The 13,618-nt window shown below is 63.1% G+C and carries 11 protein-coding genes; all 11 read left to right on the top strand.

Annotated features, from left to right (window positions below; translation table 11 throughout):
* Positions 1–45 precede the first annotated feature (45 nt).
* A complete protein-coding gene (locus tag GGR30_RS10970) occupies positions 46–1,503 on the top strand; it encodes a UDP-N-acetylmuramoyl-L-alanyl-D-glutamate--2,6-diaminopimelate ligase (protein ID WP_183486148.1) in 1,458 nt (485 codons plus the stop codon).
* A 2-nt stretch (positions 1,504–1,505) separates the two neighbouring features.
* A complete protein-coding gene (locus GGR30_RS10975) occupies positions 1,506–2,912 on the top strand; it encodes a UDP-N-acetylmuramoyl-tripeptide--D-alanyl-D-alanine ligase (protein WP_183486150.1) in 1,407 nt (468 codons plus the stop codon).
* A 132-nt stretch (positions 2,913–3,044) separates the two neighbouring features.
* The gene (gene mraY / locus GGR30_RS10980) at positions 3,045–4,145 is read left to right on the top strand and encodes a phospho-N-acetylmuramoyl-pentapeptide-transferase (protein ID WP_138748415.1); all 1,101 of its coding nucleotides are present in this window, start codon (positions 3,045–3,047) and stop codon (positions 4,143–4,145) included.
* 11 nt (positions 4,146–4,156) lie between these two features.
* Complete coding sequence (murD, locus tag GGR30_RS10985) at positions 4,157–5,563, top strand: UDP-N-acetylmuramoyl-L-alanine--D-glutamate ligase (RefSeq protein ID WP_183486152.1); 1,407 nt, start codon at positions 4,157–4,159, stop codon at positions 5,561–5,563.
* 3 nt (positions 5,564–5,566) lie between these two features.
* Positions 5,567–6,727: a putative lipid II flippase FtsW gene (gene ftsW / locus GGR30_RS10990; protein ID WP_183486154.1), complete on the top strand. Its 1,161-nt coding sequence runs from the start codon at positions 5,567–5,569 to the stop codon at positions 6,725–6,727.
* 7 nt (positions 6,728–6,734) lie between these two features.
* A complete protein-coding gene (gene murG, locus GGR30_RS10995; protein WP_183486156.1) occupies positions 6,735–7,844 on the top strand; it encodes an undecaprenyldiphospho-muramoylpentapeptide beta-N-acetylglucosaminyltransferase in 1,110 nt (369 codons plus the stop codon).
* Positions 7,845–7,847: 3 nt separating this feature from the next.
* Complete coding sequence (gene murC / locus GGR30_RS11000; protein WP_183486158.1) at positions 7,848–9,248, top strand: UDP-N-acetylmuramate--L-alanine ligase; 1,401 nt, start codon at positions 7,848–7,850, stop codon at positions 9,246–9,248.
* A gap of 12 nt (positions 9,249–9,260) precedes the next feature.
* The gene (gene murB, locus GGR30_RS11005; protein ID WP_183486160.1) at positions 9,261–10,229 is read left to right on the top strand and encodes a UDP-N-acetylmuramate dehydrogenase; all 969 of its coding nucleotides are present in this window, start codon (positions 9,261–9,263) and stop codon (positions 10,227–10,229) included.
* 210 nt (positions 10,230–10,439) lie between these two features.
* Entirely contained in the window at positions 10,440–11,363 is a 924-nt protein-coding gene (locus GGR30_RS11010; protein WP_183486162.1) for a D-alanine--D-alanine ligase, read from the top strand.
* Entirely contained in the window at positions 11,360–12,277 is a 918-nt protein-coding gene (locus GGR30_RS11015) for a cell division protein FtsQ/DivIB (RefSeq protein ID WP_183486289.1), read from the top strand. The genes GGR30_RS11010 and GGR30_RS11015 overlap by 4 nt, the downstream gene beginning before the upstream one ends.
* Positions 12,274–13,593, top strand: coding sequence for a cell division protein FtsA (gene ftsA, locus GGR30_RS11020; RefSeq protein ID WP_183486164.1), 1,320 nt, complete (start codon positions 12,274–12,276; stop codon positions 13,591–13,593). The genes GGR30_RS11015 and ftsA overlap by 4 nt, the downstream gene beginning before the upstream one ends.
* The last annotated feature ends 25 nt before the right edge of the window (positions 13,594–13,618 follow it).

Here is a 13,618-nt window from a genome sequence, read left to right on the forward strand (position 1 = left end):
CGGTCGGCGGCTCAAGCCGGCCGAGGCAAACGGAAGAGATCGAAAATGCTGATGCGCGCGCTTGCCGGAACGGCCTTTCCCGAACTGAATGCGGCTCTTGCCGGGCGCGCGGGCGCGATCGAAGTTAACGGTATTTCCGCCGACAGCCGCAAGATCAAGCCCGGCATGCTGTTCGTCGCCATTGCCGGAAGCAAGGCCGATGGCGCTGCCTATATCGAGGATGCGGCCGAGAAGGGCGCTACGATCGCCGTCAGCGCGGCTACGGTCGACAACGCGAAAATTCCCGTGCTCCAGGTTGAAAATCCGCGCCTGTTCCTGGCGCTTGCCGCCGCACGTTTCTTCGGCAGCCAGCCCGAAACCATGGTTGCCGTCACCGGCACGGCCGGCAAGACATCGGTTGCCTCCTTCACCCGCCAGATCTGGGCGCAGGCTGGGCATCCGTCGGCGATGATCGGCACCACCGGCGTCATCGCGCCGGGACGCAAGGACTATGGTTCGCTCACCACGCCGGATCCTGCCGTCCTGCATGCGCTGCTCGCCGAACTCGCCGAGGACGGCGTGACCCATGCGGCGATGGAGGCCTCCAGCCACGGGCTCGACCAGTACCGGCTCGACGGGGTGAAGCTTTCCGCCGCCGGCTTCACCAATCTCGGCCGCGACCACATGGACTACCACCCGACGGTGGAACATTATTTCGGCGCCAAGATGCATCTCTTCGACCGGGTTCTGCCGCGCGGCCTGCCGGCCGTCATCAACGCCGATGACGAATGGTCGGGGCGCGCAGCCGAAGCGGCGAAGGCCGCCGGGCACGAAGTGCTGACCGTCGGTCGCAAGGGCGATTTCCTGACGCTCAAACGCGTCGAGCAGAAGCGAGACAGCCAGTTCGCCGAGGTTCTGCATGAGGGCGCGATCCACGAGGTGCGCCTGCCGCTGGCCGGTGAATTCCAGATTTCCAATGCTCTTGTTGCGGCGGGCCTTGCCATTGCCACCGGCGTTTCGGCCAAGGATGCGCTTGCCGCTCTCGAAAAACTCGAAGGCGCCGACGGCCGCCTGCAGCTGGCCGGCAAGGCCGGGAACGGCGCGCTTGCCTATGTCGACTATGCCCACAAGCCGGACGCGCTGGAAAAGGTTCTGGCGGCGGTGCGCCCCTTTACTACTGGCCGCGTCGTCGTCGTCTTCGGCTGCGGCGGCGATCGCGACAAGGGAAAGCGACCGATCATGGGCGAGATCGCCACGCGGCTTGCCGATATCGTGATCGTCACCGATGACAATCCGCGTTCCGAAGAGCCGGATGTCATCCGGTCCGAGATCATGGCCGCCGCGCCCGGCGCCATCGAGATCGGCGATCGCCGCGAGGCCATCATCCACGCGGCCTCTCTGTTGAAGACCGGCGACACGCTGATCGTGGCCGGCAAGGGGCATGAGGAAGGGCAGACGGCCAACGGCGTCACGCGTCCCTTCTCCGATCTTGCCGAAGTGAAAAAAGCACTGGAGGGTATCTGACCGTGAGTTTGCTATGGACATCAGCCGAAATGGTCACGGCCATGGATGGTCGTCCGGTCGGCGAACTGCCGGAAGGCGTCAACGGCATTTCCATTGACAGCCGTTCGATCGCGCCCGGCGAGGCCTTCTTCGCCATCAAGGGCGACCGGGTCGACGGGCATTCCTTTGCCGGACTTGCCGCTGCCAACGGCGCTGGACTTCTGGTGATCTCGGAGGCGAAGCTGCCGGCACTCGGCAGGCTCACCTGTCCGATGATCGTCGTCGATGACGTGCTGGAAGCGATGGTGCGCCTCGCCGAGGCCTCCCGCGCCCGGGTTGCCGGCCGGATCATCGCTGTCACCGGTTCCGTCGGCAAGACCTCGACCAAGGAGATGATCGCGCGCGGGCTGAAAGCCTCCGGCAAGGTTCACGCCGCCGTTGCCTCCTTCAACAACCACTGGGGCGTGCCGCTGACGCTGGCGCGCATGCCGGCCGACACCGAGTTCGGCGTGTTCGAGATCGGCATGAACCATTCGGGCGAAATCCGTCCGCTGACGAAGTTGGTTCGCCCGCATGTCGCCGTCGTGACCACCATTGCCCCCGTTCACATCGGTAACTTCTCCGGTCTCAAGGAAATCACCGCCGCCAAGGCGGAGATATTCGAGGGGCTGGAGCCGGAGGGCGCGGCCGTCATCAACCGCGATATCGAGGAATTCGAGGCGCTCGCGCGGGTCGCGAAGAATTGCGGCGCGCAGATCATTTCCTTCGGCGAGCATGCCAAGGCGCTGTTCCGCCTGCTCGACTATCGCACCGTCGGCGACAAGGGCCATGTCCAGGCGCTGCTCGGAACGGAAGAGCCGATCTCCTTCAATCTCGGCCTGCCGGGCCAGCACATGGCGGAGAACGCGCTTGCAGCCCTTGCCGCGATCTCCATGGCCGGCGGCGACGCCCATGCCGCGCTCGAGGCGCTGGAAAGCGCCGAACAGATGAAGGGCAGGGGACAGCGTCAGTTGCTTTCGATCGGCAATGGCAGTTTTGCCCTGATCGACGAGAGCTATAACGCCAATCCGGCCTCGATGCGGGCCGCGCTGGAATTGCTGGGTGCGGGCGATGGCAATGGACGCAGGATCGCCATACTTGGCGATATGCTGGAACTTGGCGAGTACGCGCATGAGGCCCATGAGGCGCTTGCCGGGCCGTTGCTTTCGGCCGGCGTCACCGATGTCTGGCTTGTAGGCGAACACATGAAGGCGCTGAGGGATGCGCTCCCGGAAAGCATTGTTGTGGAATATCGGGCGAATGCCGATGAACTGGCGGAATTCGCCGTCGGCGCGGTCGCGGCCGGGGACACGGTGATGGTAAAGTCGTCCAATGGTGTGGGATTCGGCAGGATCGTCGCGAAACTGACCGAGGCCTATCCCGCGCGGTGATAAACCGCTGATAAACGATTTCGTGGTAAACAGACCTTTGATATGCCGCGAGATACGCAATTTTGAGGCGTCGGTTTCAGCCCGTTCGGGGCTCGGTCCGGCGCGTTCCGCCGTCGCTGGAAAGGGGCGTTCATGCTGATTTGGCTTGTGGAGCTGTCCGACAAGTTCCAGTTTTTCAATCTGTTCCGCTATATCACCTTCCGTTCCGGCGCTGCCGTTTTCACCTCGGCGCTGATCGTCTTCCTGTTCGGACCGCGCATCATCGCGGCGCTCCGAATCAGGCAGGGCAAGGGACAGCCGATCCGCGCCGACGGACCGCAGACGCATTTCAAGAAGGCCGGAACGCCGACCATGGGCGGGCTGATGATCCTTGCCGGCATCGTCGGTTCCGCGCTGTTGTGGGCGGATCTCTCAAACGCCTATGTGGTCGCAACGCTGCTGGTCACGCTGGGCTTCGGCGCGATCGGCTTTTATGACGACTATCTCAAGGTCACCAAACAGTCCGACAAGGGCTTTTCCGGCAGACGCCGCCTGTTTTTCGAATTCATCATCGCCGGCGTTGCCGTTGCCTTCATGATGTATGCCGCCAATCTGGCCTCGATCGACGGCGCGACGCTCGGCTCGGCGCTGACCTTTCCCTTCTTCAAGGACGTGATCATCGATCTCGGCTGGTTCTTCATTCCCTTCGGCGCCTTCGTCATTGTGGCCGCCGGCAATTCGGTGAACCTGACCGACGGTCTCGACGGGCTTGCGACCGTGCCGGTGATCATCGCTTCCGGTTCCTTCGCGCTGATCGCCTATGTGGTCGGCAACTCGGTTTTCGCCACCTATCTGCAGATCAATTACGTCCCCGGCACGGGCGAGCTCGTGGTGCTGCTCTCCGCCGTCATTGGCGCCTGCATGGGCTTCCTGTGGTTCAATGCGCCGCCGGCCGCGATCTTCATGGGCGATACCGGTTCGCTGGCGCTTGGCGGGCTGATCGGCTCGGTCGCCGTTGCCACCAAGCATGAGATCGTCATGGCGATCATCTGCGGCCTGTTCGTGCTCGAGGCGCTCTCGGTGATCATCCAGGTCGCCGTCTACAAGAAGACCGCCAAACGGGTGTTCCTGATGGCGCCGATCCACCACCATTTCGAAAAGCTCGGCTGGACCGAGAGCCAGGTGGTGATCCGCTTCTGGATCATCTCCTTCGGCCTCGCCATGATCGGCCTTTCGACCCTGAAGCTTCGATAGGAAGATAATCCGTGATCGCGGTCTCCGTCTTTTCCGGCAAGAAAGTCGCCCTTTTCGGCCTCGGCGGCTCCGGCCTCGCAAGCGCTAAGGCGCTTGTTGTGGGCGGCGCGGATGTCGCAGCCTTTGATGACCGCGAGGAAAGCCGTGCGGCCGCAGACGCGGCAGGCATCCCGGTGGTCGACCTGAAGGCGGCGGACTGGAGCGGCTTCGACGCGCTGGTCCTGGCGCCCGGCGTGCCGCTTACCCATCCCAAACCGCACTGGACCGTGGAACTGGCAAAGGCGGCGGGTGTCGAGATCATCGGTGATATCGAGCTATTCTGCCGCGAGCGCCGGGCGAGCTGCGCGCAAGCGAAGCTGATCGCGATCACCGGCACGAACGGCAAATCGACGACGACGGCGCTGATCGGCCATATCCTGAAGGAAGCCGGGCGCGACGCCCAGGTTGGCGGCAATATCGGCCGCGCCGTGCTCGACCTCGATCCGCTTTCGCCGGAGCGCTTCTACGTGGTCGAGTGCTCTTCCTACCAGATCGACCTCGCGCCGACGCTTGATGCCGATGTCGGTCTTCTGTTGAATCTCACGCCGGACCATCTCGACCGTCACGGCGACATGGACCGCTATGCGGCCATAAAGGAACGGCTCGTGGCGGGAGCGGCGACTGCGGTCGTCGGCGCTGATGACGACTATTGCCGTGCCATTGCCCGCCGTCTGATCGATGCCGGTCATGCGGTTGTCCCGGTTTCGGCGGGGATCACCCATGTCGACGCGGGCCTTGCCTTCGACGGGCGGGCCATTGTCTCAGCCGAGGATGGCCGCGTGGTTGTCGACCTTTCCCGTCATACGGTTTTGCGCGGCGCGCATAACGGCCAGAATGTCGCCGCGGCGATTGCCGCCTGCCGTGCGGTCGGGCTTTCGGACACTGAAATCGGAAAAGGCATCGCCACCTTCAAGGGGCTTGCCCACCGCATGCAGCCGATCGCGCGGCGCGGCAAGGTACTGTTCGTCAATGATTCCAAGGCGACGAATGCGGAAGCGGCGGCGCCCGCGCTGAAGACCTTCGACAATATCTACTGGATTGCCGGCGGACGGGCGAAGCAGGGCGGCATTGCCGCGCTCGAGACCTTCTTTCCGAAGATCGCCAAAACCTATCTGATCGGAGAGGCGGCAGAGGCCTTCGCCGGGACGCTTTCCGGCAAGAGCGAAATCGTTCTGTCCGGCACTTTGGAACAGGCCGTCAATGACGCGGCCGCCGACGCCGCGGCAAGCGAAGCGGCGACGCCGGTCGTGCTCCTGTCCCCGGCCTGCGCCAGTTTTGATCAGTTCAGGAGTTTCGAGAAACGCGGAGACGCCTTCGTCAACGCCGTGATGGCGCTTGATGGCGTGAGCCCGCCAGATGAAACCGTCAGGGGGAAGTAAGCCATGGTCTCTCGCGTCCAACGCGGACCGATCGCGGACTGGTTCTGGACCATCGACCGATGGCTGCTTGCAGCTTTCATCGCGCTGATGGGCATCGGCTTTATGCTCTCCTTCGCTGCATCGCCCGCCGTTGCCGATCGTCTCGGCTATGACAGTTTCCATTTTGTCCGCAGGCATGCGATCTTTCTCGTACCCTCGCTTGCGGTGATGATCGGGCTTTCCTTCTGTTCGCCGCGCATGATCCGCCGGCTTGCCGTTGTCATTCTGGTCGGTTCGCTGATGATGATGGTGGCGACGCTGTTTGTCGGCACGGCCAATAACGGATCAAGGCGCTGGATCGTGCTTGCCGGTTTCTCCCTGCAGCCATCGGAGTTTCTGAAGCCCGCCTTTGCCGTGGTCTGCGCCTGGCTTTTTGCCGAGCATCATCGCTATCCCGAAATTCCCGGCAATCTCTTCGCCGGGCTGCTGTTCATCATCTCGGCCGTTCTTCTGATCGCCCAGCCGGATTTCGGCCAGACCGTGCTTCTCGGCATCGTCTGGGGCGGCATCTTCTTCATGGCCGGCATGTCCTGGATATGGATCGCGGGGCTTGGCGGCGCAGGCATTGCCGGCTTCCTTGCCGCCTATACATGGCTGCCGCACGTGACCTCGCGCATCGACCGGTTCCTGACCGGCGAGGGCGACAATCTTCAGGTCGAACTTGCGGCCAAGGCGATCCAGCAGGGCGGCCTTTTCGGCCTCGGTCCGGGCGAGGGGATCGTCAAACGCCGCCTGCCGGACAGTCACACCGACTTTGTCTTCTCCGTCGCGGCGGAAGAGTTCGGCATCCTGTTCTGCATGTTCATCGTCGCGATCTTCGCCTTCATCGTGCTGCGCGGTCTCACTCATGCCTATCGCGAGCGCGATGACTTTGCCCGCTTCGCCGTAGCCGGCCTCGTCCTGCAGATCGGCATGCAGTCGATCATCAATATTGGCGTCGCACTCCAATTGATGCCGGCCAAAGGCATGACCCTGCCGCTGATCTCGGCCGGCGGATCGTCGATGATCGCGACCTGCGTCGGCGCGGGCTTCATTCTGGCGCTGACGCGTCACCGGCCGGAAAAGCGCGCCCGGCAGGATCATTTCTTCGAACCCGGCAGGCCGCGTGGTCTTGCCGCGGAATAGGGTTGTCATGGAAAGCAAGCTCTTCTTCCTCGCCGCCGGAGGGACCGGCGGCCATGTGTTTCCGGCGGAAGCCCTGGCGCATGAACTGATCAGGCGCGGCCATCAGGTTCATCTGGTGACCGACAGTCGCGCCGAGCGCTATTCGGGGAGCTTTCCGGCTGAGAAAATCCACATCGTGCCTTCGGCCACGATCGGCTCGAAGAACCCGATTTCGATTGTCCGTGCCGGGTTCACGCTGTTCAAGGGCTCGCGCGTGGCGCGGTCGCTGTTTGCCGAATTCCGGCCTGCCGCAGTGATCGGCTTCGGCGGCTATCCGACTGTGCCCCCGCTTTATGCGGCCGCCGCAAGCGGCATTCCGACCATGTTGCACGAACAGAACGCGGTGATGGGGCGCGCCAACAAGATGCTGGCGCCGCGCGTCAACGCCATTGCCGGCGGTTTTCTGACCGGCGAAGGCGAGCCGCTCGGGGCCAAGATCTTCCCGACCGGCAATCCGGTGCGGCCCGCCGTTCTCGAGGCTGCGGCGACAGCCTACAGCGAGCGGACGGCGGATGCGCCCTTCAACCTCCTTGTCTTCGGCGGCAGCCAGGGGGCTCATTTCTTCGCCGATGCGGTTCCCGGTGCGCTTGCGCGCCTTTCGCCGGATATGCGAGCGCTCATCCGTGTCACCCAGCAGGCGCGGCCGGAAGACGTTGATCAGGTGACCGCGCGTTTTGCCGAACTCGGCGTGCCGGCCGAGATTTCGCCCTTCTTTTCCGACATGGCCCGGCGCATCGCGGAGGCGCATCTCGTCGTCTGCCGCTCGGGTGCCTCGACGGTATCGGAAATTTCCGTTATCGGACGTCCGGCGATCTATGTGCCCTATCCCCATGCGCTCGATCATGACCAGGCGGCCAATGCGGCGCTGGTCTCGGCGAATGGCGGGGCAGAGGTCGTGCGGCAGGCGGAGCTGACGGAAGAGCGCTTTGCGGAATTATTAACCGAAGCGGTGAATGATCCGGATAAACTGACCGCCGCAGCGCTCGCGGCGAAGGATGCGGGCAAACCCGACGCGACGGAACGGCTCGCCGACATGGCTGAGGCGCTTGCGTCGGGCAGGAAGATTGAAGGAACGTAAGAGATGAAAATGCCTCAGGCGATCGGTGTCGTTCATTTTGTCGGCATCGGCGGTATCGGCATGAGCGGCATCGCCGAGGTTCTGAAGAATCTCGGCTATCAGGTTCAGGGCTCCGACCAGGCCGAAAGCGCCAATGTCCAGCGGCTGCGCGAGAAGGGCATTGCCGTTTCCATCGGGCACAGGCCGGAGAACCTGGGCGACGCGGAAGTCGTCGTCGTCTCCTCGGCGATCAAGCGCGCCAACCCCGAGCTCGTCGCCGCCCGCGAGAAACACTTGCCGGTCGTGCGCCGCGCGGAGATGCTGGCCGAACTGATGCGCTTTCGCGACGCGATCGCCATCGGCGGCACCCATGGCAAGACCACGACCACCTCAATGGTTGCCGCCCTGCTCGACGCCGGCAATCTTGATCCGACCGTGATCAATGGCGGCATCATCAATGCCTATGGCACCAATGCGCGCATGGGCGAGGGGGACTGGATGGTGGTCGAGGCGGATGAATCCGACGGCACCTTCCTGAAGCTTCCCGCCGAGATCGCCGTCGTCACCAATATCGATCCCGAACATCTCGACCATTATGGCACTTTCGACGGCGTGCGCGCCGCTTTCCGCCAGTTCGTCGAGAACGTGCCGTTCTATGGATGCGGCGTGCTCTGCCTCGACCATCCGGAAGTGCAATCGCTCGTCGGCCAGATCGAGGACCGGCGGATCGTTACCTATGGCGAGAACCGTCAGGCCGATGTGCGTTTTTCCAATATCCGCAACGAGGGCATCCATACGATCTTCGACGTCGATATCCGCCGCCGTCGCCGGCCTTCGGTGAAGCTCGAGAACCTGGCGCTGCCGATGCCTGGCCGTCATAATGTGTCGAACGCGACCGCCGCGATTGCCGTTGCCGACCGACTGCATATCCCGGAAGAGGATATCCGCAAGGGGCTTGCCGCCTTTGGCGGCGTCAAGCGGCGGTTTACGCTGGTCGGCACCTGGAACGATGTGCAGATCTTCGATGACTACGGCCATCATCCGGTTGAAATCCGCTCCGTCCTCAGGGCCGCGCGCGAGGCTTGCAACGGCCGGATCATCGCCATTCATCAGCCGCATCGTTATTCGCGGCTGGAGAGCCTGTTCGAGGATTTCACCAATTGCTTCAATGATGCCGACACCGTGTTCATCGCGCCCGTCTATGCGGCCGGCGAGGATCCGCGCGAAGGCTATGACGGCGAAACGCTGGCTGCCGGGATCAGGGCGGCCGGTCACCGGGATGCGCGGTATCTTGCGGGCGAGGATGATCTTGCTGCCCGCGTCGCAAAGGTAGCCGAGCCCGGCGACTTCGTCGTTCTGCTTGGCGCGGGCAGCATCACCCAGTGGGCCGCGCGCCTGCCGGTTGCCCTTCAGGGAGCGGAGTGATGGAGCGCGCCTATGCTTGATGGCAAAGCGCTGATCGACAGACTCGGCAAGGCAGCATCCGAACTCAGGGGAAGGCTTGTTCCCGATACCGGCATGGAGCGTGTGACCTGGCTTCGCGCCGGCGGGCCTGCCGAGCTGCTGTTCCAGCCGCTCGACGAGGACGATCTCCGTCTGTTTCTGGAGGCGCTGCCGGCGGATGTACCATTGAGCGTCGTCGGTTTCGGCTCGAACCTCCTGGTGCGCGACGGCGGACTTCAAGGCGCGGTGGTGCGCCTTTCTACCAAGGGGTTTGGCCAGCAGGAGGTTGCGGGCGAGAACCGGATCATCGCCGGCGCCATCTCGCCGGACAAGCATATCGCCGGTTTCGCCATGGATCGGGGCATTGGCGGCTTCTCCTTCATGTATGGCATTCCCGGCTCGCTCGGTGGCGCGCTTGCAATGAACGCCGGCGCCCATGGCAGCGAGATCGCTGAGCGCGTCGTCGAGATTTACGGCGTCAACCGCAAGGGCGAAAAGGTGACGATCCCGCGCGAGGCGATGCGCTACGGCTACCGTTCCGCCGCCGTGCCGAAGGGCCTGATCTTCACCGGCGCCCTGCTTGAGGGCTTTGCCCGGGAACGGTTGGTGATTCGCGACGAGATGGAAGCGGTGCGGCATCATCGCGAGACCGTTCAGCCGGTGCAGGAGAAGACCGGCGGCTCGACCTTCAAGAACCCGGACGGCCAGTCGGCCTGGCGGTTGATTGACGAGGCCGGCTGTCGCGGACTGATGATCGGCGGCGCGCAGATGTCGCCGATGCACTGCAACTTCATGATCAACCACGGCAATGCATCGGCCTACGATCTGGAATATCTCGGCGAGACCGTGCGCGAGCGCGTCTATAATCACTCCGGCATACTGCTGGAATGGGAAATCCGGCGCGTCGGCCGCTTCCCTGCCGGTCGCGATGTCTACGAATTCGTGCCCCAGGATCTGGATTGAAACCCTGCCCGGCAAGGCGCTTTCGGCAGGGCGTTAGCGCTGTCACGCGGCGCTAATAGCCTAAAGCTGAACAGCTTTTTCTCATCCGGTTAACCAAAGTAAACGCTTCATTAACCATCCTCCTTCACAAATGGGGATACGAAACGCTTTCCTGAAAAAGCGGTATTCCAGGTGTTGGTCCGGCTTTTGCCGGCAAAGGTGAGGACGGGCATGAGTTCCGGACATGTGGCTGTATTAATGGGCGGATTTTCCTCCGAGCGTCAGGTCAGCCTGGCATCGGGAAAGTCCTGTGCCGATGCGCTGGAGGCCGAAGGCTTCCGCGTCAGCCGGATCGACGTGACCCGCGATGTCGCCACCGTGCTTTCCGAACTGAAACCCGATGTCGCCTTCAACGCGCTGCACGGTCCTTTCGGCGAGGACGGCAAGGTGCAGGGCATCCTCGAATATCTTGAAATCCCCTATACCCATTCCGGCGTTCTGGCTTCCGCGCTCGCCATGGACAAGGCCCAGGCCAAGAGGGTTGCTTCTGCCTGCGGCGTTCCGGTTGCGGACAGTCTTATTCTTCAGCGCGGCGAAATCGGCAATCGCCATCCGATGGCGGCGCCCTATGTCCTGAAGCCGATCAACGAGGGCTCGTCCTTCGGCGTCCTGATCGTCGACGAGGATCAGGCAAATCCGCCGCAGTCGATCTCCTCCGACGAGTGGACCTTCGGCGAGAAGATCATGGTCGAGCGCTTCATCAAGGGCCGCGAATTCACCTGCGGGGTGATGGACGGCACGGCGCTGTGCGTGACCGAGATCGTTCCCGTCGGCCAGAAATTCTACGATTTCGATGCCAAATATCGTCCTGGCGGGTCGAAACACATCCTGCCGGCCGAAATTAAACCGAATATTTACCAGAAGATACAATCATTGGCCGTTCAGGCGCATCAGGCAATCGGGTGCCGCGGCGTCTCTCGCTCGGATTTCCGTTTCGATGAGACGCTGGGCGAAGACGGCATCATCTGGCTGGAGGTCAATACCCAGCCCGGTATGACCGAAACCTCTCTGGTTCCCGAAATGGCTGCCGATGCCGGCTATGACTTTGGTGCTTTTCTCCGATGGATGGTGGAGGACGCTTCGTGTTTGCGATGAAGGCGAAAAAGGGCGATACGGTCGATTTCGGCCGCAGCGAACCCGTCGGACGGAGTGGCGTTCTGCCGCGTCCCGTCAGGCGTGCGGTGCGCGTTTCGACCGGCTTTCTGACCGGCCGCACGCCCGTGCCGCGCCATGCGGGAAGCCTTGCCGCGCTGGTGTTCTTCGTTGCCGTCGGCGCCAATGCGATTGCCGTTTCCGACAAGGGTGACCTTGTCCGTCGCGCGGCCTTTCAGGTGGCCGGTTTCGCCGTCGAAGATATCGAGATCTCCGGCAATCACGAGACATCGGAGATCGCCATCCTGCAAAATCTCGGCCTCGAAGGCGCCTATTCCCTGCAGGGTATCGACGTTCAGCGCGCTCGCGGACAGCTCCTGAACCTGCCCTGGGTCGCCGAGGCCGATGTGCGCAAGATCTATCCCTCGACGCTGAAGATCACGCTCACCGAACGCGTTCCCTACGCGCTCTGGCAGCAAGAAGACGGCCGCACGCTGATGATCGAGCGTAATGGCAACGTCATCGGCGCGCTCAGCGCTCCGAAATTCCGCAGGCTGCCGCTGGTTCTCGGGCAGGGCGGCAATTTCGCCGCGGCAGGCATCGAGGACCTGCTGGAAGGCTGGCCGGCCCTTTCCGATCGTGTCCGCGCCTATAAGCGCGTCGATGGTCGCCGCTGGGACCTCTATCTCGACAACGGCATGATCGTGAAGCTGCCGCAGAAGGAAACGGACGCTGCGCTTGTGCGCCTGAAGGAGCTTGAGGAAAGCCGTTCGATCCTGGAACGCGAGATCGCCGCCGTCGATCTGAGGCTCGATGACCGCATCGCGATCCAGTTGACGCCGGCGGCTATGGAACGTCGCCAGGCGGCGACGGAAGCGCTCGAAAAGACATTCAAGAACAAGGGGAGGCGCCTGTGAATCTGTTCGGCGGCGCCGGCTTCGGCCGGGCTAAACCCCTTTCCGCGAAGAAGACGCATATCGTCAGCGTGCTGGATATCGGCTCGTCGAAGATCGTGTGCATGATCGCGCGGCTGACGCCGCGCGCCGAAAGCCAGATCCTGCCGGGTCGCACCCATAATATCGAGATCATCGGTATCGGGCATCAGCGTTCGCAGGGCATCAAGAGCGGCGTCATCGTCAATCTCGATGCGGCTGAACATGTTATCCGGCTTGCCGTCGATGCAGCCGAAAGCATGGCGGGAATCACCATCGACAGCCTGATCGTCAATGTCTCCGCTGGCCGCATCAAGAGCGACACTTACACAGCGGCGATCGATCTCGGCGGCCAGGACGTCGACGCCTCGGACCTGCGCCGCGTACTGTCGGCGGTTTCGCGCCGCTCGATCAACGAGGAGCGACAGGTTCTGCATTCCCTGCCGGCCGGCTTTACGCTTGATGGCGAACGCGGCATTCGCGATCCGCTCGGCATGTATGGCGAGACGCTGGGCGTCGACCTGCATGTGGTGACGGCCGAACGTCTGGCGCTGCGCAATCTCGAGCTCTGCGTCAACCGCGCTCATCTTTCGGTGGAACGTATGGTGGCTACGCCCTATGCCAGCGGTCTTGCCGCTCTGGTCGACGATGAAGTCGAACTCGGCTGCGCGGCGATCGACATGGGCGCCGGCACCACGACGATTTCGGTCTTCTCCGAAGGCCGGCTCGTTCATACCGACGCGATCAGCCTTGGCGGCCATCATGTGACGACCGATCTGGCCCGCGGCCTGTCGACCCGGATGGAAGATGCCGAGCGGCTGAAATGCGTTCACGGCTCGACGCTTGCCTCAAGCGCCGACGAACGCGAGATGATCGCCGTGCCGTCGATCGGCCATGACGACCACGACCAGCCGCGCCAGATCTCCAAGGCGCTTCTGTCGAAGATCGTCCGGGCACGGGTGGAGGAAACGCTCGAGCTGATCCGCGACCGCATCCAGCTTTCGGGCTATTCCGCGGTTGTCGGCAAGAGGGTGGTGCTGACCGGCGGCGCAAGCCAGTTGATCGGTCTTTGCGAACTCGCGCGGCGCATCTTGAGCCGCAATGTCAGGATCGGTCGCCCGATGGGCGTATCCGGTCTGCCGCTTCCGGCCAAGGGCCCGTCCTTTGCCACGGCGGCGGGACTGTTGATCTATCCGCAGCTTGCGGAAAGCGAAACCTATGGCGGTGAACAGCGGGGTTTTCTGCCATCGGGAGGCGGACGCCTGTCACGCGTCGGCCAGTGGTTCAGGGAAAGTTTTTAAAGAACACGAAGAGATTGGCCGGCTT

Origin of the sequence: Martelella radicis, assembly GCF_014196625.1 — a bacterium.
GTDB lineage: Bacteria > Pseudomonadota > Alphaproteobacteria > Rhizobiales > Rhizobiaceae > Martelella > Martelella radicis.